Source organism: Neisseria gonorrhoeae (assembly GCF_003315235.1).
GTDB classification, from domain to species: Bacteria; Pseudomonadota; Gammaproteobacteria; order Burkholderiales; family Neisseriaceae; genus Neisseria; species Neisseria gonorrhoeae.
In genome coordinates this window covers 42631-64082 of record NZ_QNRU01000007.1, presented here as the reverse complement: position 1 = coordinate 64082, position 21452 = coordinate 42631, and the positions used below count along the sequence as shown (strand labels likewise).

General features: G+C 54.4%; 17 protein-coding genes, 1 other RNA gene and 4 pseudogenes. 9 read left to right on the top strand and 13 right to left on the bottom strand.

All coding sequences use genetic code 11. The annotated features are described in order from the left end of the window. Positions 1–24 precede the first annotated feature (24 nt). A pseudogene (locus DFR77_RS05040) lies at positions 25–386 on the bottom strand (IS1595 family transposase); the annotation flags it as partial. A 100-nt stretch (positions 387–486) separates the two neighbouring features. On the opposite strand from DFR77_RS05040, the pseudogene DFR77_RS14515 reads away from it, so the two are divergent. Next, a pseudogene (locus DFR77_RS14515) lies at positions 487–686 on the top strand (replication initiation factor domain-containing protein); the annotation flags it as partial. On the opposite strand, the pseudogene DFR77_RS05030 reads toward DFR77_RS14515, so the two are convergent. From DFR77_RS05030 to DFR77_RS05015, 4 genes and pseudogenes are all read right to left on the bottom strand, one after another. Next, positions 681–932, bottom strand: a pseudogene (locus tag DFR77_RS05030) (IS1595 family transposase); the annotation flags it as partial. The pseudogenes DFR77_RS14515 and DFR77_RS05030 sit on opposite strands and share 6 nt — an antisense overlap. A 95-nt stretch (positions 933–1027) precedes the next feature. Next, positions 1028–1511: pseudogene (locus DFR77_RS14650) on the bottom strand (transposase family protein); the annotation flags it as partial. An 81-nt stretch (positions 1512–1592) separates the two neighbouring features. Continuing rightward, positions 1593–2579 carry a S49 family peptidase gene (locus DFR77_RS05020; RefSeq protein ID WP_003688139.1) on the bottom strand — a complete coding sequence of 329 codons (987 nt, stop codon included), beginning with the start codon at positions 2577–2579 and terminating at the stop codon, positions 1593–1595. 39 nt (positions 2580–2618) lie between these two features. After that, positions 2619–3419 carry a competence/damage-inducible protein A gene (locus DFR77_RS05015; RefSeq protein ID WP_003697756.1) on the bottom strand — a complete coding sequence of 267 codons (801 nt, stop codon included), beginning with the start codon at positions 3417–3419 and terminating at the stop codon, positions 2619–2621. A 124-nt stretch (positions 3420–3543) separates the two neighbouring features. Between DFR77_RS05015 and argG the strand changes: the two genes are divergently transcribed. From argG to DFR77_RS04995, 3 genes are all read left to right on the top strand, one after another. Beyond that, positions 3544–4887 (top strand): argininosuccinate synthase, encoded by a 1344-nt coding sequence (argG, locus tag DFR77_RS05010; RefSeq protein WP_003688135.1) that lies wholly within the window; start codon positions 3544–3546, stop codon positions 4885–4887. Positions 4888–5089: 202 nt separating this feature from the next. After that, positions 5090–5305, top strand: a complete 216-nt coding sequence (locus tag DFR77_RS05000; protein WP_002218233.1) for a DUF4177 domain-containing protein — start codon at positions 5090–5092, stop codon at positions 5303–5305. After that, positions 5298–5513 carry a hypothetical protein gene (locus DFR77_RS04995; RefSeq protein WP_002242092.1) on the top strand — a complete coding sequence of 72 codons (216 nt, stop codon included), beginning with the start codon at positions 5298–5300 and terminating at the stop codon, positions 5511–5513. Before DFR77_RS05000 ends, DFR77_RS04995 begins: the two co-directional genes overlap by 8 nt. Here the strand turns inward: DFR77_RS04995 and DFR77_RS04990 are convergent. Genes DFR77_RS04990 through sstT form a run of 5 tightly spaced genes read right to left on the bottom strand, consistent with a single transcriptional unit; the run spans position 5506 to position 8677 of the window. Further along, positions 5506–5754, bottom strand: coding sequence for a hypothetical protein (locus tag DFR77_RS04990; protein ID WP_225577385.1), 249 nt, complete (start codon positions 5752–5754; stop codon positions 5506–5508). The genes DFR77_RS04995 and DFR77_RS04990 overlap by 8 nt on opposite strands. A gap of 59 nt (positions 5755–5813) precedes the next feature. Then, positions 5814–6017 (bottom strand): malate:quinone oxidoreductase, encoded by a 204-nt coding sequence (locus DFR77_RS04985; RefSeq protein ID WP_003688134.1) that lies wholly within the window; start codon positions 6015–6017, stop codon positions 5814–5816. Continuing rightward, positions 6017–7297, bottom strand: a complete 1281-nt coding sequence (locus tag DFR77_RS04980) for a transferrin-binding protein-like solute binding protein (protein ID WP_003699266.1) — start codon at positions 7295–7297, stop codon at positions 6017–6019. Before DFR77_RS04980 ends, DFR77_RS04985 begins: the two co-directional genes overlap by 1 nt. Beyond that, positions 7290–7439: a hypothetical protein gene (locus tag DFR77_RS13305; protein WP_003697759.1), complete on the bottom strand. Its 150-nt coding sequence runs from the start codon at positions 7437–7439 to the stop codon at positions 7290–7292. The genes DFR77_RS04980 and DFR77_RS13305 overlap by 8 nt, the downstream gene beginning before the upstream one ends. A gap of 8 nt (positions 7440–7447) precedes the next feature. After that, entirely contained in the window at positions 7448–8677 is a 1230-nt protein-coding gene (sstT, locus tag DFR77_RS04975) for a serine/threonine transporter SstT (protein ID WP_033910109.1), read from the bottom strand. Between the two features lie 371 nt (positions 8678–9048). Between sstT and DFR77_RS04960 the strand changes: the two genes are divergently transcribed. From DFR77_RS04960 to DFR77_RS04950, 3 genes are all read left to right on the top strand, one after another. Continuing rightward, complete coding sequence (locus DFR77_RS04960) at positions 9049–10896, top strand: autotransporter assembly complex protein TamA (protein WP_003699262.1); 1848 nt, start codon at positions 9049–9051, stop codon at positions 10894–10896. A 54-nt stretch (positions 10897–10950) separates the two neighbouring features. After that, positions 10951–15120 (top strand): translocation/assembly module TamB domain-containing protein, encoded by a 4170-nt coding sequence (locus DFR77_RS04955; RefSeq protein WP_003699260.1) that lies wholly within the window; start codon positions 10951–10953, stop codon positions 15118–15120. Between the two features lie 781 nt (positions 15121–15901). Then, complete coding sequence (locus DFR77_RS04950; protein ID WP_003688130.1) at positions 15902–17359, top strand: MFS transporter; 1458 nt, start codon at positions 15902–15904, stop codon at positions 17357–17359. A 329-nt stretch (positions 17360–17688) separates the two neighbouring features. On the opposite strand, the gene rnpB is transcribed toward DFR77_RS04950, so the two are convergent. The 3 genes from rnpB to DFR77_RS04930 all read right to left on the bottom strand — a co-directional run bounded on the left by rnpB (position 17689) and on the right by DFR77_RS04930 (position 20226). Further along, positions 17689–18048: RNase P RNA component class A (gene rnpB / locus DFR77_RS04940), an RNA gene on the bottom strand. A 78-nt stretch (positions 18049–18126) separates the two neighbouring features. Further along, positions 18127–19230: a peptide chain release factor 2 gene (prfB, locus tag DFR77_RS04935; RefSeq protein ID WP_003688127.1), complete on the bottom strand. Its 1104-nt coding sequence runs from the start codon at positions 19228–19230 to the stop codon at positions 18127–18129. 102 nt (positions 19231–19332) lie between these two features. Further along, positions 19333–20226 (bottom strand): patatin-like phospholipase family protein, encoded by an 894-nt coding sequence (locus DFR77_RS04930; RefSeq protein WP_010355679.1) that lies wholly within the window; start codon positions 20224–20226, stop codon positions 19333–19335. Between the two features lie 348 nt (positions 20227–20574). On the opposite strand from DFR77_RS04930, the gene DFR77_RS04925 reads away from it, so the two are divergent. Both DFR77_RS04925 and DFR77_RS04920 read left to right on the top strand, forming a co-directional pair. Beyond that, positions 20575–21024, top strand: a complete 450-nt coding sequence (locus DFR77_RS04925; protein WP_003694477.1) for an HvfX family Cu-binding RiPP maturation protein — start codon at positions 20575–20577, stop codon at positions 21022–21024. 73 nt (positions 21025–21097) lie between these two features. Then, the gene (locus tag DFR77_RS04920) at positions 21098–21406 is read left to right on the top strand and encodes an HvfA family oxazolone/thioamide-modified RiPP metallophore (RefSeq protein WP_003688122.1); all 309 of its coding nucleotides are present in this window, start codon (positions 21098–21100) and stop codon (positions 21404–21406) included. The last annotated feature ends 46 nt before the right edge of the window (positions 21407–21452 follow it).

The window sequence follows — 21452 nt, the reverse complement described above, 5'->3', positions numbered from 1 at the left end:
AAGAGATGAGGCCGTCCTGGACAACTAGGATAAACTCGATTTTACTAATTGTTTTAAAATGGAACAAGAACTTTTATCTCACTGTTGTTAAAACGCCGTTCGCACTCCTTTAAATACGGCTCAAAATGCTCTTTGGGAATGCCGTCAAACTTGCGTAAATGACGTTTTGCCCGGTTCCAAAAGTTCCCAATTCCATTAATATGGTTTTGTCGTTCGGCAAAATGTGTGCTGTGATTGATACGGAAATGGCTAAATTCGCCTGCATCCAATACATCATAGCGACGATAACAATCCGTATAAACAATGCTGTCAGGTTTCACTTGTTCGCGGATAATAGGAAATAAAGTAGCGGTTTGAGTATTCGCTACAGTAACCGTATAAACCTTATATATTGCGTCCCTAAGAAGGGGCGATTAACAAAAATTAACGCCCTTTACTTTCTACAAGTAACAGGGCTTTTTTTTGCCCGTTTTTGAGGATTCGCACATGGGAGATAAGCAAGGGATGACAAAGGAGGTTGCCGGCGTGATGACGGACGCGCCGACGGACGGCAGGAAGCCGGCAACCGCTTCGAATCTTCCCCCCCCCTTATCTAACAGGGGGGTACAGAAACCGAAACGGCGGGCAGGGTTCAGGAAGTCTTCGAATGTTACGAAACGTACATAACGGACGGCAAAGGAAACCTTGCCATTTCGTTTGAGAAGCCTGAATACTGCGACTTTTCCGGCAGCACCGCGACCGCATTTACCTTTGCGTTGTCCGCCAAAATAACTTTCATCTGCTTCTACTTCGCCATCAAACATTTCTAAATGCGGACCGTTTTGATAAATCAGTCATCGTAAACGATGAAAATCATAGGCTGCGGTATTTTTATTAATGCCTACCAACTCTGCCGCTGTTCTTGCAGTTACACCTGCGACAAATAGCCCAATGAGTTTATTTTGTTTATACCGGCTTAGACGGCTTTTCTCATAGGGATAATTCTAACTTAATTTGAATTTCCCTAGTTATCTAGGACAGTGCCTAAATTAATAAAGCAGCACAACTCCTTTTGCTGATGTTCCGGACTGTCAAACGACTGTTCCTCATGCCACATCTCCATCAAGGTACGGATAACCCGCTCCGCCTTACCGTTGGTCTGCGGACAAGCAAATCGGGCAAGCCTCCAACCAATCCCATTATCATAACAAGCTGCACCGAAAGCATGTTGGACGGCTCTTTATATTACCTATCATTGTCAGAGTAAACGTACTCAACCAGGTACAAGCAGGGGTCAGCCAGATGTTCGGTCAGAAACTTGGCAGCACTGTCTGCGGTTTTGTCCGGCAAAATGGCAGAGTATAAAAATCGTCAATAGCGACAAACAGGTAATCTCGTTTATCGGCGGCCTTCCGTCCTTTGAGCAACAGCAACAGCAACAGCAACCGATCGGTATCAGGATGCACAAAACCTCCCGGGGACAACCTGCCTTTTGCGGCTTTAAGTGCACGGTAAATAGTAACGCGGCTGACTTAGTGGCAGCATACTGGGGAGGTGAGTGTTTTTGTGTATATTTTTATTCTGGTATTCCCTTAGAAATACTGTAAACAACGCTACCGGACGGCCTGCAGAGCTTCCGAAACGCTTGCTTTGAGTTCTGCTCCGAAGCGTCTGCCCAAGATTCTGCCGAAATCGTCCTTCGGAGTGTAATCCACCACATCGGGAGCTTTGACCACGTCTCGCGCCACGCTGTAAATATTGCCGAGTCCGTCCACCAGCCCGACTTTCAGCGCGTCCGCGCCTGTGTACACGCGACCGCTGAACACGTCGGGATATTGTCGGAATTTGAGGCGGCCGCCGCGTCCGGTTTTGACGGCTTTGATAAATTCGCCGTGTATGCCGGTCAGCATTTCTTCCCAGATTTTCGACTGTTCGGGCGTTTCGGGCGAAAACGGATCGCCCATGCCTTTGTTGCTGCCCGCAATTTTAACCCTGCGTTTTACGCCGATTTTTTCCATCAGGCCGGTCGCGTCGAAACTGCTGCCGATAACGCCGATGCTGCCGACGATGCTGGACGGGTCGGCATAGATTTTGTCCGCCGCCGCCGCGATGTAGTAGCAGCCGGACGCGCACATATCCTCTGCCACGAGATAAACGGGGATGCCGGGGTGCTGCGCCTTCAGACGGCGTATTTCTTCAAAAGCGGTGTTGGAGACGACGGGCGAACCGCCGGGGCTGTTGGCGCGGATGACGATGGCTTTTGCCTGCGGGTTTTTGTAGGCGGCCTCCATCCCGTCTTTGAGTTTTTTGACCTGGTCTTCTACGCCGTTGCCGATTTTGCCGTACAGGTTGACGACTGCGGTATGCGGCGTGTTGCCCGCCAACTGCAATGCGGCTTCGTCTTTTCGGAAAATGCCTGCAATCAGGGCAACCAGAATCAGGGTGCTGACGGCGCGCCAGATGTTTTTCCACATCCGCTCCCTGCGCCTGTCCCGATAGGCGGACAGCAGCACTTCGCGCATAATGTCGCGCTCCCATAAGGTTTCCCCCGCATTTTTTGCTTCGGGTGCTTCGTTTTCTCTTCTGATTCGGTATTGCATGGTTTTCCTTAAATATCGTCCGATTTGGGCAAACAGTTTTCAGTTTACCCGATTTTTCAGCTCTGCTCCCAATCCGTCCAAGCTGTGCAACACTTCCGCCCACGCCGCGTCCAAAAGGTTGACGGCTTCTCCTTCGGCTTTGATGCCGAACTCAATGTGCGGTTTGACCTGCGTGCCGTCTGAATGCGTCCAACCGACGCTGGGCAGGCTGTACGAACGCACGCCGGGATAAGTTTGCTCGATATGCTCTATAATCGGCGTAATGCGCGATTCGGGCTGCTCAAACACATACACGCTGCGGCTGCCGCGTTCGGTTTGGTTGAAGCGGCCGGCATAATAAGTTTCCAAAACCCATTCCGCCATCGGGTGCGCCATCACAGGAAAGCCGGGGAAGAAATAATGCTCGCGGATGGAAAATCCGGCGATGTTGTTGAACGGGTTGGGCACAAGCTCTGCGCCCTCGGGGAAATCCGCCATTTTCAGGCGTTGGGCGTGTTCGGGCGAATCGAGCGGCTTGCCGCGTTTCCGGGTTATGCCTTCGATAAACTTGGCGGCTTCAGGATGGCGGACGACGGGCAAATCCAAAGCAGCCGCTGCGGTTTGGCGCGTGCGGTCGTCGGGCGTGGCACCGATGCCGCCGGTAACGAACGTCGGTATGCCGTCTGAAAAGCTGCGGCGCAGTTGCCTGACCAGCAAATCGGGTTCGTCGGGCAGATATTGCACCTGATTGAGCTTCAGCCCTTTGGATTCGAGCAGGGATTTAAAAAAGGCGAAATGCTTGTCTTGGCGGCTGCCGTGTAAGATTTCGTCTCCGATGATGATGAGGTTGAACGCGTTCATAATGTTTTCGGTTTTAAATACCGCCTGAAACGGCGGAATACCCGTTCAGACGGCATGATGGCTGACAATATTTTCTATTTATAAGATAATGGCTTTGATTTTTCAAGCTATCGAGGATTTTTTCATGAACCAAAACCATACTATTTTACAAAACCTCCCCGTCGGTCAGAAAGTCGGCATCGCCTTCTCCGGCGGTCTTGATACCTCTGCCGCGCTGTTGTGGATGAAACTCAAAGGCGCGCTGCCTTATGCCTACACTGCCAACCTTGGCCAGCCCGACGAAGACGATTACAACGCCATTCCCAAAAAAGCAATGGAATACGGTGCGGAAAACGCCCGCCTGATCGACTGCCGCGCACAACTGGCACACGAAGGCATCGCCGCCATCCAATGCGGCGCGTTCCACGTTTCCACCGGCGGCATCGCCTATTTCAACACCACGCCTCTGGGCCGCGCCGTGACCGGCACCATGCTCGTTTCCGCCATGAAAGAAGACGATGTGAATATCTGGGGCGACGGCAGCACCTACAAAGGCAACGACATCGAGCGTTTCTACCGCTACGGCTTGCTCACCAATCCCGCGCTGAAAATCTACAAACCCTGGCTCGACCAGCAATTTATCGACGAACTCGGCGGCCGTCACGAAATGAGCGAATTTCTGATTGCCAACGGCTTCAACTACAAAATGTCGGTTGAAAAAGCCTACTCCACCGATTCCAATATGCTCGGCGCGACCCACGAAGCCAAAGACTTGGAATTTTTGAACTCGGGCATCAAAATCGTTAAGCCCATCATGGGCGTTGCCTTCTGGGACGAAAACGTCGAAATTGAACCCGAAGAAGTCAGCGTGCGCTTTGAAGAAGGCGTGCCGGTTGCATTGAACGGCAAAGAATACGCCGACCCCGTCGAACTCTTCCTCGAAGCCAACCGCATCGGCGGCCGCCACGGCTTGGGTATGAGCGACCAAATCGAAAACCGCATCATCGAAGCCAAATCGCGCGGCATCTACGAAGCCCCGGGCATGGCATTGTTCCACATCGCCTACGAACGCTTGGTTACCGGCATCCACAACGAAGACACCATCGAACAATACCGCATCAACGGCCTGCGCCTCGGACGTTTGCTCTACCAAGGCCGCTGGTTCGACAGCCAAGCCTTGATGTTGCGCGAAACCGCCCAACGCTGGGTCGCCAAAGCCGTTACCGGCGAAGTTACCCTCGAACTGCGGCGCGGCAACGACTACTCGATTCTGAACACCGAATCGCCCAACCTGACCTACCAACCCGAACGCCTGAGTATGGAAAAAGTCGAAGGTGCGGCGTTCACACCGCTCGACCGCATCGGACAGCTCACGATGCGCAACCTCGACATCACCGACACCCGCGCCAAACTGGGTATTTATTCGCAAAGCGGTTTGCTCTCGCTGGGCGAAGGCTCGGTATTGCCGCAGTTGGGCAATAAGCAATAAATTTCGCCGCATTGCATCGCTGCAATTTAAGGGATTGCCTGAAAAGGCAATCCCTTGATTAAAGGAATCCTATGTTTCAACACACAGGACGATACATAAAGCACCGCCCTATGTATCGTCCTGATTTGGAAGGGGTTCCCTCCCAAATAAAGTCTGATCCTACCGCCCCAAAGGGCGGGGTTTCAACCGAAAAGGAAATACGATGAAAGAATACAAAGTCGTCATTTATCAGGAAAGCCTGTTGTCCAGCCTGTTTTTCGGCGCGGCAAAGGTCAACCCCGTCAATTTCAGCGCGTTCCTCAACAAACAAACCCCCGAAGGCTGGCGGGTCGTAACGATGGAAAAAGATTTGCGCCGTATGCTGCTGTTTTTCAAACGCGAAGCCTACGTCGTCATTTTGGAGCGGGACCGTGTTTAAGCTCGGCGTTTATGCCTGTCTCGGACTGTTTGCCGGCTGGGTGCTGCTGCTGATTGTGCAACTTTGGTTTTCTTTTCTCGAAGCCGAATTGTTCTTCAAAATCACACTGACTATGGCAGGGCTGTTTGTCATCATCCTCGCCGCCCTGCTGGTATGCGGCCAGTATTTTTCTGAAAAGAAAATGAAAGACAACGGGTTTATCAACTGATGCGGATTTGAACCGGACCCGCGCCCCAAACATCACAATGCCGTCTGAACGCACCCGCTTCAGACGGCATACCGTTGCCGCAAACCCTTTCGGCACATAAGGCGCACCCCGTTGCACCGCCCCGATTCGGAAAGGCGATGCCTTTCCCCAAACCGGCCCGAACCCTGCCGCCCCGAAGAGCGGGGTTCAAGGCATTATCTCCCTGCTGCTGCCGGTTGGAACCGGCGGAGTGTTGAAACACAGCCGTTAAAAAAACAGGCCGTCTGAACATTCAGACGGCCTATGCTTTATTTTCATATTTCAACAGCCCGAAAAAGGCGGGCGGAAATACCCGACATTCCGGCTGCTGCCGACGGTTTCCCCGGCAGGCTGCGGAATGCCGCCGATACGCGCGGCAATTTCAGTGCCGGATTTTGGGATGCCGCCTTTTTCGGGGGCTTGTTTGATGATTTGAACGCGTCGTCCCGCCGTAATGAATACCTGCGCTTCGGGCGGCATCAACATCAATCCCGATCTTTTTTGCCGGCAAACACGCCGAATCCGCCCTTTTCAGCATCTGTCGGGCGATAGCTGTATTTTCCCGCCACTTCCTCGCCGGCCGGGCCGTAAAACCTTCCGGAAACATCCCCGCCGCCATTTTCCGTCCAAGTCCCCTTAAAGCCGTTTCCATCGATGGCGGCTTTGAATTTTTGCGTACCCATATGCAAATCATCGCCGCTGTCGATAATGCCGTCCACAGATTTGCTGCCGAAATCGACTTTTGCGGCAAACCTGCCTCCGGACGGGTACGGACGGCCGTTTTCCATATGGAAATGCAGCACTTCGCCGTTGTACACGGCCGTGCCAACAAGCATTTCGCCTTTTGCCGGTTCGCCTTGCACACGGAGGGCATACGATCCGCCGGGCAATTTTTCCGCCCCGTAAGTCAGATACCGGTAATTCCCTTCGGGCGCGAAGATATTGCCGGAATGCCCCGTCAGGCTGACCGCTTCCCCATCCACAATCAGCGTATCGGCCTGATTGACGGGAATCAGCGGAATCTCGGCCGGAAGCGACCTCCTCGACCGTGCAGAACGAGTAGGCTGAGCTTGATAAATAATGGTATATTTATTCAACCCATTATTTTCAACTTTTATAGCAACCAAACCAGTAAACTTTTCTCCATCTTTTTTATATTTCTTAATTTTCTCTTCATCACTTAACGATTCAAATTCTGATTTTGGCGGTGCTTCTTCATCCAATAAATTATCACCATTACAAGGATCGCCTTTACAGTGGGTCAACGTTATATTTTGCGACGGTCCGTCAATCACAACAGAATTGCCCACGTTCGTCCTTCCAAAATCGCTACCGCCATTCGCAGGGGCAGGGTTTGACGCGGGGGCGGAATCTGAAGAACCGGCGGGTTGGTTGTTCCCTGTTTGATTTGCGGATTCGGCGGCATTTTGCGGCATATCATTTTGCGCCCCCGCGTCTTCATTTTTGGGGTTGTCCGTTGTTGCCGCACCGCCATTGCCTGTATTTTCTGCCGAAACTGCCGCCATATCTTGGCTGCCTTCTCCGGCGGTTGCGTCCTGCGTATCGGCTTGCGGCGCACCGCCCGCTGCCTCCTCATCTTTCTTTTCTTTCGGCAGCACCCCTTCCCCGGCATTTTCAGCAACAACGGGGGCGGCCGGTTTTGACGGCGTGTCCGCCGACTTGACATCGGGCGATCCGCCACCGCCGCCCCCACAGGCTGAAAGGGGAAAAATACAAGCCATTGCAATCACACTGCGTTTAAACATCATCATCTCCTTCATAGGGCGACGCTTTATGTATCGACCTGTGTGTTGAAACATATTCAAGGCAGCCGGTATTGTTTCCGCCATATGCCCATAAAATTGTAAAAATATGCCGTCTGAACGCCAAACGGGCTTCAGACGGCATAGCTTGGTTTATTCCGCACGGTTTCTCTGTCGGCCCAAATCGGCGGCAGCGGTAAACAAAACGTCGGTTGAAGAATTCAACGCCGTTTCCGCCGAATCCTGAATCACGCCGATGATGAAGCCGACGGCGACCACCTGCATGGCGACATCGTTGCTGATGCCGAACAGGCTGCACGCCAGCGGAATCAGCAGCAGCGAACCGCCGGCCACGCCGGACGCGCCGCACGCGCTGACCGTCGCCACCAGGCTCAACAGCAGCGCGGTGGCAAAATCAACCTGTATGCCTTGGGTGTGCGCCGCCGCCATAGCCAAAACGGTAATCGTAATCGCCGCGCCGCCCATATTGACGGTCGCCCCCAACGGGATGGAAATCGAATAAGTGTCTTCGTGCAGCCCCAGCTTTTTCGCCAAAGCCATATTCACGGGGATATTGGCGGCGGAAGAACGGGTAAAGAAGGCATACACGCCGCTTTCGCGCAGGCAGGTAAACACCAGCGGATAAGGGTTGCGGCGGATTTTCCACCACACGATGGCGGGATTGACCGCCAGCGCGATAAACGCCATACAGCCCAACAGCACCGCAAGCAGCTTCGCATAACCCGCCAGCGCGCCGAAACCCGTCTCCGCGATTGTGGACGACACCAGCCCGAAAATACCCAAAGGGGCAAAACGGATAATCCATTTCACGACGGTGGAAACCGCTTCCGCCAAATCGGCAACGACCTGCCGCGTAACGTCCGAACCGTGATTCCGCAACGCCGCGCCCAAAACCAAAGCCCAAGCCAAAATGCCGATATAGTTGGCATTGGCAATCGCGTTAATCGGGTTGGCGACCAGGTTCATCAGCAGCGATTTCAACACTTCCACAATGCCGGAAGGCGGCGCGGCGGACACATCGCCCGCGCCCGCCAAAACAATGTGCGTCGGGAAAACCATACCGGCGATGACGGCGGTCAGGGCTGCGGAAAACGTGCCGATGAGGTAAAGGACGATAATCGGCCTGATATGCACCTTGTTGCCTTTTTGGTGCTGCGCGATTGTGGCCGCCACCAAAATAAATACCAAAACCGGCGCGACCGCTTTGAGCGCGCCGACAAACAGGCTGCCGAACAAGCCTGCCGCCAAGCCCAGTTGCGGTGAAACCGAACCGATTACGATGCCCAACGCCAAACCGGCGGCAATCTGCCTGACCAGGCTGACGCGGCCGATCGCATGAAATAAGGATTTGCCGAACGCCATAATTCTTCCTTATGTTGTGATATGTTAAAAAATGTTGTATTTTAAAAGAAAACCCATTCTCTGTGTTTTTTTTATTTTTCAAGCTGTGTTTTGAGGTGCGTTGATTTGCCCTATGCAGGGACAGGCTTTGTTTTATCATTCGGCGCAACGGTTTAATTTATTGAACGAGAATAAATTTATTTAATCCTGCCTATTTTTCGACACTATTCCGAAACGCAGCCTGTTTTCCATATGCGGATTGGAAACAAAATGCCTTAAAACAAGCAGATACATTTCCGGCGGGCCGCAACCTCCGAAATACCGTCGGCAGTATGCCGTCTGAAGCGTCCCGCCCCGTCCGAACAGTGTTAGAATCGAAATCCGCCACACCGATGCACGACACCCGTACCATGATGATCAAACCGACCGCCCTGCTCCTGCCGGCTTTATTTTTCTTTCCGCACGCATACGCGCCTGCCGCCGACCTTTCCGAAAACAAGGCGGCGGGTTTCGCATTGTTCAAAAGCAAAAGCCCCGACACCGAATCAGTCAAATTAAAACCCAAATTCCCCGTCCGCATCGACACGCAGGACAGTGAAATCAAAGATATGGTCGAAGAACACCTGCCGCTCATCACGCAGCAGCAGGAAGAGGTTTTGGATAAGGAACAGACGGGATTCCTTGCCGAAGAAGCACCGGACAACGTTAAAACAATGCTCCGCAGCAAAGGCTATTTCAGCAGCAAGGTCAGCCTGACGGAAAAAGACGGAGCTTATACGGTGCACATCACACCGGGCCCGCGCACCAAAATCGCCAACGTCGGCGTCGCCATCCTCGGCGACATCCTTTCAGACGGCAACCTCGCCGAATACTACCGCAACGCGCTGGAAAACTGGCAGCAGCCGGTAGGCAGCGATTTCGATCAGGACAGTTGGGAAAACAGCAAAACTTCCGTCCTCGGCGCGGTAACGCGCAAAGGCTACCCGCTTGCCAAGCTCGGCAACACCCGGGCGGCCGTCAACCCCGATACCGCCACCGCCGATTTGAACGTCGTCGTGGACAGCGGCCGCCCCATTGCCTTCGGCGACTTTGAAATCACCGGCACACAGCGTTACCCCGAACAAACCGTCTCCGGCCTGGCGCGCTTCCAACCGGGCACGCCCTACGACCTCGACCTGCTGCTCGACTTCCAACAGGCGCTCGAACAAAACGGGCATTATTCCGGCGCGTCCGTACAAGCCGACTTCGACCGCCTCCAAGGCGACCGCGTCCCCGTCAAAGTCAGCGTAACCGAGGTCAAACGCCACAAACTCGAAACCGGCATCCGCCTCGATTCGGAATACGGTTTGGGCGGCAAAATCGCCTACGACTATTACAACCTCTTCAACAAAGGCTATATCGGCTCGGTCGTCTGGGATATGGACAAATACGAAACCACGCTTGCCGCCGGCATCAGCCAGCCGCGCAACTATCGGGGCAACTACTGGACAAGCAACGTTTCCTACAACCGTTCGACCACCCAAAACCTTGAAAAACGCGCCTTCTCCGGCGGCATCTGGTATGTGCGCGACCGCGCGGGCATCGATGCCAGGCTGGGGGCGGAATTTCTCGCAGAAGGCCGGAAAATCCCCGGCTCGGATGTCGATTTGGGCAACAGCCACGCCACGATGCTGACCGCCTCTTGGAAACGCCAGCTGCTCAACAACGTGCTGCACCCCGAAAACGGCCATTACCTCGACGGCAAAATCGGGACGACTTTGGGCACATTCCTGTCCTCCACCGCGCTAATCCGCACCTCTGCCCGCGCAGGTTATTTCTTCACGCCCGAAAACAAAAAACTCGGCACGTTCATCATACGCGGACAAGCGGGTTACACCGTTGCACGCGACAATGCCGATGTCCCCTCGGGGCTGATGTTCCGCAGCGGCGGCGCGTCTTCCGTGCGCGGTTACGAACTTGACAGCATCGGGCTTGCCGGTCCGAACGGATCGGTCCTGCCCGAACGCGCCCTCTTGGTGGGCAGCTTGGAATACCAACTGCCGTTTACGCGCACCCTGTCCGGCGCGGTATTCCACGATATGGGCGATGCCGCCGCCAATTTCAAACGTATGAAGCTGAAACACGGTTCGGGACTGGGCGTGCGCTGGTTCAGCCCGCTCGCGCCGTTTTCCTTCGACATCGCCTACGGACACAGCGACAAAAAAATCCGCTGGCACATCAGCTTGGGAACGCGTTTCTAAACCGATACGGCCGCTTCAGACGGCATTGCAGCAAACCATTTTGAAACAGACATTATGACCGATACCGCACCGACAGATACCGATCCGACCGAAAACGGCACGCGCAAAATGCCGTCTGAACACCGCCCCGCCCCGCCGGCAAAAAAACGCCGCCCGCTGCTGAAGCTGTCGGCGGCACTGCTGTCTGTCCTGATTTTGGCAGTATGTTTCCTCGGCTGGATCGCCGGTACGGAAGCAGGTTTGCGCTTCGGGCTGTACCAAATCCCGTCCTGGTTCGGCGTAAACATTTCCTCCCAAAACCTCAAAGGCACACTGCTCGACGGCTTCGACGGCGACAACTGGTCGATAGAAACCGAGGGGGCAGACCTTAAAATCAGCCGCTTCCGCTTCGCGTGGAAACCGTCCGAACTGATGCGCCGCAGCCTGCACATCACCGACATCTCCGCCGGCGACATCGCCATCGTAACCAAACCGACTCCGCCTAAAGAAGAACGCCCGCCTCAAGGCCTGCCCGACAGCATAGACCTGCCCGCCGCCGTCTATCTCGACCGCTTCGAGACGGGCAAAATCAGCATGGGCAAAACCTTTGACAAACAAACTGTCTATCTCGAACGCCTCAACGCGGCATACCGTTACGACCGTAAAGGGCACCGCCTCGACCTGAAGGCCGCCGACACGCCGTGGAGCAGTTCGTCGGGGTCAGCCTCGGTCGGCTTGAAAAAACCGTTTGCCCTCGATACCGCCATTTACACCAAAGGCGGATTCGAAGGCGAAACCATACACAGTACGGCGCGGCTGAGCGGCAGCCTGAAGGATGTGCGCGCCGAACTGACGATCGACGGCGGCAATATCCGCCTCTCGGGAAAATCCGTCATCCACCCGTTTGCCGAATCATTGGATAAAACATTGGAAGAAGTACTGGTCAAAGGATTCAACATCAATCCGTCCGCCTTCGTGCCTTCCCTGCCCGATGCCGGGCTGAATTTCGACCTGACCGCCATCCCGTCGTTTTCAGACGGCATCGCGCTGGAAGGCTCGCTCGATTTGGAAAACACCAAAGCCGGCTTTGCCGACCGCAACGGCATCCCCGTCCGTCAGGTTTTGGGCGGCTTTGTCATCCGGCAGGACGGCACGGTGCATATCGGCAATACGTCCGCCGCCCTGCTCGGACGGGGCGGCATCAGGCTGTCGGGCAAAATCGACACCGAAAAAGACATCCTTGATTTAAATATAGGCATCAACTCCGTCGGCGCGGAAGACGTGCTGCAAACCGCGTTCAAAGGCAGGTTGGACGGCAGCATCGGCATCGGCGGCACGACCGCCTCGCCCAAAATCTCTTGGCAACTCGGCACCGGCACGGCACGCACGGACGGCAGCCTCGCCATCGCAAGCGACCCCGCAAACGAACAGCGGAAACTGGTGTTCGACACCGTCAACATCTCCGCCGGGGAAGGCAGCCTGACCGCGCAAGGCTATCTCGAGCTGTTTAAAGACCGCCTGCTCAAGCTGGACATCCGTTCCCGCGCATTCGACCCTTCGCGCATCGATCCGCAATTTCCGGCAGGCAATATCAACGGTTCGATTCATCTTGCCGGTGAACTGGCAAAAGAGAAATTTACGGGCAAAATGCGTTTTTTGCCCGGTACGTTCAACGGCGTGCCGATTGCCGGCAGTGCCGACATTGTTTACGAGTCCCGCCACCTTCCGCGTGCCGCCGTCGATTTGCGGTTGGGGCGGAACATCGTCAAAACAGACGGCGGCTTCGGCAAAAAAGGCGACCGGCTTAACCTCAATATCACCGCACCCGATTTATCCCGTTTCGGTTTCGGACTCGCGGGGTCTTTAAATGTACGCGGACACCTTTCCGGCGATTTGGACGGCGGCATCCGAACCTTTGAAACCGACCTTTCCGGCACGGCGCGCAACTTACACATCGGCAAAGCGGCAGACATCCGTTCGCTCGATTTTACCCTCAAAGGCTCACCCGGCACAAGCCGCCCGATGCGCGCCGATATCAAGGGCGGCCGCCTTTCCCTGTCGGGCGGCGCGGCGGTTGTCGATACCGCCGGCCTGACGCTGGAAGGTACGGGCGCGCAGCACCGCATCCGCACACACGCCGCCATGACGCTGGACGGCAAACCGTTCAAACTCGATTTGGACGCTTCAGGCGGCATCAACAGGGAACTTACCCGATGGAAAGGCAGCATCGGCATCCTCGACATCGGCGGCGCATTCAACCTCAAGCTGCAAAACCGTATGACGCTCGAAGCCGGTGCGGAACGCTTGGCGGCAAGTGCGGCAAATTGGCAGGCAATGGGCGGCAGCCTCAACCTGCAACACTTTTCTTGGGACAGGAAAACCGGCATATCGGCAAAAGGCGGCGCACGCGGCCTGCACATCGCCGAGTTGCACAATTTCTTCAAACCGCCCTTCGAACACAATCTGGTTTTAAACGGCGACTGGGATGTCGCCTACGGGCACAACGCGCGCGGCTACCTCAATATCAGCCGGCAAAGCGGCGATGCCGTATTGCCCGGCGGGCAGGCTTTGGGTTTGAACGCATTTTCCCTGAAAACGCGCTTTCAAAACGACCGCATCGGAATCCTGCTTGACGGCGGCGCGCGTTTCGGACGGATTAACGCCGATTTGGGCATCGGCAACGCCTTCGGCGGCAATATGGCAAATACACCGCTCGGCGGCAGGATTACAGCCTCCCTTCCCGACTTGGGCGCATTGAAGCCCTTTCTGCCCGCCGCCGCGCAAAACATTACCGGCAGCCTGAATGCCTCCGCGCAAATCGGCGGACGGGTAGGCTCTCCGTCCGTCAATGCCGCCGTCAACGGTAGCAGCAACTACGGGAAAATCAACGGCAATATCACCGTCGGGCAAAGCCGCTCCTTCGATACCGCGCCTTTGGGCGGCAGGCTCAACCTGACCGTTGCCGATGCCGAAGTATTCCGCAACTTCCTACCGGTCGGACAAACCGTCAAAGGCAGCCTGAATGCCGCCGTAACCCTCGGCGGCAGCATCGCCGACCCGCACTTGGGCGGCAGTATCAACGGCGACAAGCTCTATTACCGCAACCAAACCCAAGGCATCATCTTGGACAACGGCTCGCTGCGTTCGCATATTGCAGGCAGGAAATGGGTAATCGACAGCCTGAAATTCCGGCACGAAGGGACGGCGGAACTCTCCGGCACGGTCAGCATGGAAAACAGCGTGCCCGATGTCGATATCGGCGCGGTGTTCGACAAATACCGCATCCTGTCCCGCCCCAACCGCCGCCTGACGGTTTCCGGCAACACCCGCCTGCGCTATTCGCCGCAAAAAGGCATATCCGTTACCGGTATGATTAAAACTGATCAGGGGCTGTTCGGTTCGCAAAAATCCTCGATGCCGTCCGTCGGCGACGATGTCGTCGTATTGGGCGAAGTCAAGAAAGAGGCGGCGGCATCGCTCCCCGTCAATATGAACCTGACTTTAGACCTCAATGACGGCATCCGCTTCTCCGGCTACGGCGCGGACGTTACCATAGGCGGCAAACTGACCCTGACCGCGCAACCGGGCGGAAATGTGCGTGGGGTGGGCACGGTCCGCGTCATCAAAGGGCGTTACAAAGCATACGGGCAGGATTTAGACATTACCAAAGGCACAGTCTCCTTTGTCGGCCCGCTCAACGACCCCAACCTCAACATCCGCGCCGAACGCCGCCTTTCCCCCGTCGGTGCGGGCGTGGAAATATTGGGCAGCCTCAACAGCCCGCGCATTACGCTGACGGCAAACGAACCGATGAGTGAAAAAGACAAGCTCTCCTGGCTCATCCTCAACCGCGCCGGCAGCGGCAGCAGCGGCGACAATGCCGCCCTGTCCGCAGCCGCAGGCGCGCTGCTTGCCGGGCAAATCAACGACCGCATCGGGCTGGTGGATGATTTGGGCTTTACCAGCAAGCGCAGCCGCAACGCGCAAACCGGCGAACTCAACCCCGCCGAACAGGTGCTGACCGTCGGCAAACAACTGACCGGCAAACTCTACATCGGCTACGAATACGGCATCTCCAGCGCGGAACAGTCCGTCAAACTGATTTACCGGCTGACCCGCGCCATACAGGCGGTTGCCCGTATCGGCAGCCGTTCGTCGGGCGGCGAGCTGACATACACCATACGTTTCGACCGCCTCTTCGGTTCGGACAAAAAAGACTCCGCCGGAAACGGCAAAGGGAAATAAACGGTTTTCAGACGGCGCGGCACGCTCCGCCGCCATGCCGTCTGAAAGACGCGCCGCCAAACCGGACATTTGAAAACCCGCCTTTCGCCATCCGCCGCTGCCGTCCGCCTGCAAGGGAACAGGATCGATATGTTCAAAAACCTTATACAGGCTTCCGATATGCCTTTATAAAAGGCTGATGCGCCCCACCGCTTCCAAACCGGCAAAAACGCGGAACACAACAATCTGTTTTTAAAATTCTACAATAAAAACAATAGAATATTGCATTTCCCACTGATATAAAAAAACCTTCGCACGGCTGTTGGAAGGGATGGTTAAGAAAAATATAGCGGATTAACAAAAATCAGGACAAGGCGGCGGGCCGCAGGCAGTACAAATGGTACGGAACCGGTTCGCTTGGTGCTTGGGCGCCTTAGGGAACCGTTCCCTTTGAGCCGGGGCGGGGCAACGCCGTACCGGTTTAAAGTTAATCCACCATAATGCGCCCTTCGGCGTGGCGGATATATAAGGAAGTGATTTTCCATCTAAGTAAAAACCGCCCTATCGGATAAGCCATTGACAGAAAAGGATTTACCCGCGCCGTATCGGAACACGTCCTCTAAAATACAATCCATTGAATTGAAACAAATATAAAAACATCCGCCCGCGAAAAACGGCAGCGCGTCGTTTGACAAAGAATGAAAATATCGGTTAAAAACCGATATTTTCATACAAAAAAACACCGCCGCCGTCCGCATCCGTTTCAGACGGTATTGAGAGAAAATCTTTTAGGAGAACCTTTATGTCCCGGCATCCCGCCCGCACCGGAGAAAAAACATTTTTCGGCCACCCCTTCCAGCTTTCCACCCTCTTCCATATCGAATTGTGGGAACGTTTTTCATTTTACGGAATGCAGGGCATCCTGCTGATTTACCTCTACTACACCGCCGACAAAGGCGGCTTGGGCATAGACAAAACCCTCGCAGGCGGCATTGTCGGCGCATACAGCGGCAGCGTGTACCTGTCCACCATTTTGGGCGCGTGGTTTGCCGACCGCGTATGGGGTGCGGAAAAAACCCTCTTCCTCTCGGGCATCGTCGTAATGCTCGGGCACATCGTCCTTGCCGCCGCACCGGGCCTGTACGGCCTTCTAATCGGGCTGATATTCATCGCATTGGGCAGCGGCGGCGTGAAATCTACGGCCAGTTCTATGGTGGGCGCATTATACGAACAGGACGAAATGCGCCCGCTGCGCGATGCGGGATTTTCCATTTTCTACATCGCCATCAATATCGGCGGCTTCTTAGGCCCCTTATTGACCGGACTGCTTCAAGAAAACATCGGTTTCCATTATGGTTTCGGCGCGGCGGCGGTCGGTATGGCATTCGGCTTGTGGCGTTATTCCTTGGGACGTAAAAACCTGCCCCACCCCACCGTCCCCCATCCGCTTTCAAAAGGACAGGGCAAAACTGCGGCCGCCGTCGGCATCACCCTCATCGCCGCACTTGCAACCGCCATCAAAACCGGGCTTGTCAACCTCGACAATTTCTCCGGCATCCTCTTATCTACCGTCATCCTTGCCGTCATCGCCTATTTCGCCCGCCTGCTGACCAACCCCCGCGTCAGTTCCGACAACAAACGGCACATCATCGCCTACATCCCGCTTTTCCTGACCATCTGTATGTTTTGGGCCGTCTGGTTTCAGATTTACACCGTGGCAACCGTCTATTTCGACGAAACCGTCAACCGCACCATCGGTTCGTTTACTGTACCCGTCGCCTGGAAAGATTCTATGCAAAGCCTGTGGGTCATCCTGTTTTCCGGACTCATGGCGGCAATGTGGACAAAAATGGGGCGCAAACAACCCAAAACCCCGCTGAAATTCGCTATGGCGGTATTTGTTACCGGCGCGTCGTTTTTGGGATTCGTTCCCTTTATTTCCTCCGGAACGCCGATGCCTATTGCGGTTTTCGCACTGATCGTCCTCGCCATCACGATAGGCGAACTGATGATTTCCCCGATTGCGCTGTCCATCTCCACCAAAATCGCACCGCCTTTATTCAAAACCCAAATGGTCGCCCTTAATTTCCTTGCCTTTTCATTAGGCTTCACTTTGGGCGGCGTATTGTTTGAAAAAGGCTATCAGGCGGGCGACGAAATCGGCTTCTACCGGCTGCTGTTCTACATCGGCGCAGCCACAGGCTTCCTGCTGCTCCTGCTCGTCCCCAAATTGAACAAAATGCTCGAAGGCACAGACTAAGTCCTGCCCCGATGCGCCGATGCCGTCTGAACCCTTCAGACGGCATTTTTCCGCATAATGAAACCAAACCGTTTCCACCCGACAGGACAGGCTTTCCCCCCCCAACCGGAAGGCAGCCTGCTGATTGTCATTTAAATACCCGCCTGATTCCGTCTGTTTGCAAGGGAAATAGCCGTTTATTTCCGCTTGGGCGGAAACCGGTCCTATTGAGTAAAAGGCATTTTGTCCGACTCATCAGGGCTGCATCAACGGAATATAAAAACACAGCCTAAATAAAAATGCCGTCCGAACCGTATTTCAGGTTTCAGACGGCATTTGCGTGTCGGATGCACACCGGACAGGCGGTAAGCCGGGTTCTGTCTCGGACAGTCATTCCTCTAGGCATACCGTTGCCGGTATGCTCAAGCAACCTACCCGAACGCTCGGCGGGCAGCGTCATTGCGTTCTGTTTGGTCTTGCTCCGAATGGGGTTTGGCCTGCCGCATATTGTTACCAAATGCGCGGTGCGCCCTTACCGCACCTTTTCACCCTTGCCTGTGCTGCCAAAGCAGCCATCGGCGGTTTTGCTTTCTGTTCCACTTTCCGTCGCGTTACCGCGCCCGGCCGTTAACCGGCATTCTACCCTGCGGAGCCCGGACTTTCCTCCCCGTATGCCTTACGCGATACGCGGCGACTGTCTGCCCGTCCCGTGTGCGGCGCGGATTATAACACGAAACGCAAAAATGCCGTCTGAAGCGGCACAGGCTTCAGACGGCATACGTCTCAAACTACACACCCTGTTTCAGGCTGGCTTCGATAAAGCCGTCCAAGTCGCCGTCCAATACGGCTTTGGTGTTGCCGACTTCGTAGCCTGTACGCAAGTCTTTGATGCGTGAGGAATCCAAAACATACGAACGGATTTGGCTGCCCCAACCCACATCGGATTTACCTTCTTCCAATGCCTGTTTCTCTTCGTTGCGTTTGCGCATTTCCAATTCATACAGTTTGGATTTCAACATTTCCATCGCGGCGGCTTTGTTGGCGTGTTGAGAACGGTCGTTTTGACATTGCACCACAATCCCCGTCGGCTCGTGGGTAATACGCACGGCGGAGTCGGTTTTGTTGATGTGCTGACCGCCCGCACCCGATGCGCGATAGGTGTCGATGCGCAAATCGGCGGGGTTGATTTCGATTTCGATGGAATCGTCGATTTCAGGGTAAACGAACACGGAGGCAAACGAGGTATGGCGTTTGTTGTTCGAATCAAACGGCGAGTAGCGCACCAGACGGTGAACGCCGGTTTCGGTACGCAGCAAACCATAAGCGTATTCGCCTTCCACTCGGATGGTGGCGCGGTTGATGCCTGCGATTTCGCCGTCGTCTTCCTCAAGGATTTCGATTTTGAAGCCTTTGCGCTCGGCATAGCGGCTGTACATACGGAACAGCATCCCCGCCCAGTCTTCCGCTTCGGTACCGCCCGCGCCGGCGGTGATGTCGATAAAGCAGTTGTTCGGGTCGGCGGGCTGGTTGAACATCCGTTTGAACTCCAAATCCGCCATCTGTTTTTCCAGCCCCGCCACGTCTTCCTTCACGGCGGCAAAACCTTCTTCGTCGTTTTCTTCGACGGCCATTTCAATCAGCATACGGTTGTCTTCGATACCCGAAGCGATGTTGTCGAGCGTCAGCACGATGCCTTCAAGGATTTTGCTCTCTTTGCCGATTTCTTGGGCACGTTTCGGGTCGTTCCAAAGCTCGGGGTCTTCGGAAAGCCCGATGACTTCTTCCAATCGGTCTTTCTTGCCCTGATAATCCATATAAACGCGGATGTCTTCGCTACGCTTCTCCAAATCATTCAGGGTGTTGTTGAGCTGGTTGATTACTTCGGCTTCCATGATTCTTTCGTTCTTTCAAAATTTTAGGGGCGTATTGTACGGGATTCGGGTATTTTTTTCTATGGATGAAGCCTTCTGGAAATACGTTCAGACGGCATAGCGTCAATAACGGTATGCCGCCAGTTTGCGTTTGATTTCAGGCAATGCGGCACGTGCTGCCTCCTCGCCCAACCGGATGGCGCGCTTTTTCTGATCAAATCCGCCGACTGCACCCAAATCCAAAACCTGCGGTTTGATAACCACATCCGCCTGCCCCAACTCGTTTTGCAACACGGAAACGCTCATCACGTTCAGCGTCTGATCGAGATAAGAGAAGAAACCTTGACCGACATTTTTGCTCGGACGTGCGGAAATATCGACGGCAATCACGAAATTCGCCCCCTGCCGCCGAGCGGCACTGACGGGCACGGGCTGCGACAGACCGCCGTCAACATATTTGTGCCTGCCGATGATGACTGGCTGGAACACATTGGGAATGGCGGCGGAAGCACGAACCGCCTGCCCGGCATTCCCTTGATTGAAAGCGACGGCCTTGCCGGTTTCAAAATCAGTGGCAACGGCGGCAAATTTGATGGGAAACTGCTGAATCTGCCTGCCGCCGACTTTTCGGTTGATGTAATTTTGCAGCTTTTCGCCTTTGATAAAACCACTGGTGGACAAGGTTAAATCGACTAAATCGGTTTTACCTAAAATCTCGGCTTCCAATTCGAGGCGGTCGGGCGACATACCCGATGCCAAAAGGCTGCCGACTATCGAACCTGCCGATGTGCCGGTAACCACCTTCACAGGAATACCGTTTTCTTTCAAAACCTTAACAATTCCTATATGGGCAAATCCTTTAGATGCGCCGCCACCGAGTGCCAAAGCGACCACTGCGGCGGGTTTGGCGGTTTGCACCGGCTTGCGGGCGGCATTGTTTCCCGCCGTACCGCAGGCGGCAAGCAACGCGGCGGCGGCGATTGCCAAAAATGATCTGATTTTTGAAAACGTTACCATATTTTCCATTCCTTTATATATTGCTCCCCGTCAAAAAAAAAGGGGGGGGATTGCTTTTCTTAACCCCCCCTTTGACAGCCAAGCTAAAGGGGGCTTTTTATATCATCATCAAAATTAATATTTTCTTTTTTTCCTTTACGGAAATTGTATTTGAAGGCATACCGTCCAAGGCGGGAATTATCTCACAACACCGCCGTTATCCAAATATCCCGCCTTTTTCCCTTTCTTTCCGTCAAAATACTTTCTTTTTATATTCATTAACTTGTTAAATTATTAGCTGACGGGTGTCAGTTTTTCCGACAAAATCCGTCTAACGGGGTATCAACAGGAACAAAAACAGGAACACTTATGAAAATCGGAACAACTTGGCAGACGGCATCCGCTATGCTGGTTTTGCGTCTGTTTGCCGCATATGAATTTTTGGAATCGGGTTTGCAAAAATGGAACGGGGAGAATTGGTTTTCCGAAATCAACGATCAGTTTCCATTCCCGTTCAACTTGCTGCCGGACGCGTTAAACTGGAATTTCGCCATGTATGCGGAGCTTTTGCTGCCCGTACTGTTGCTTTTGGGTTTGGCAACGCGCCTGTCGGCATTGGGGCTGATGGTCGTTACCGCCGTCGCTTGGGCTGCGGTTCACGCCGGTTCGGGTTACAATGTCTGCGACAACGGTTATAAAATGGCTTTAATTTATATCGTGGTATTAATCCCGCTGCTTTTCCAGGGTGCGGGCGGATGGTCGCTGGATACGCTGCTGAAAAAACGGTTTTGCCCCCGATGCCGTCTGAAACAAGATTGATTCAGTCGTGGAATCCGACTTTAAACATTCCAACCTTATCTCGTTAACTTGATATTCTGAAAAGGAAATAGAAATGAACAAAAACATTGCTGCCGCACTCGCCGGTGCTTTATCCCTGTCTTTGGCCGCCGGCGCCGTTGCCGCCGACAAACCGGCAAGCAACGCAACAGGCGTTCAAAAATCCGCCCAAGGCTCTTGCGGCGCATCCAAATCTGCCGAAGGTTCGTGCGGCGCGGCTGCTTCTAAAGCAGGCGAAGGCAAATGCGGCGAGGGCAAATGCGGTGCAACTGTAAAAAAAGCCCACAAACACACCAAAGCATCTAAAGCCAAAGCCAAATCTGCCGAAGGCAAATGCGGCGAAGGCAAATGCGGTTCTAAATAATCCCGCCCCTTCAAACCAAGCCGCGTTTTTCAGTAAAATGCGGCTT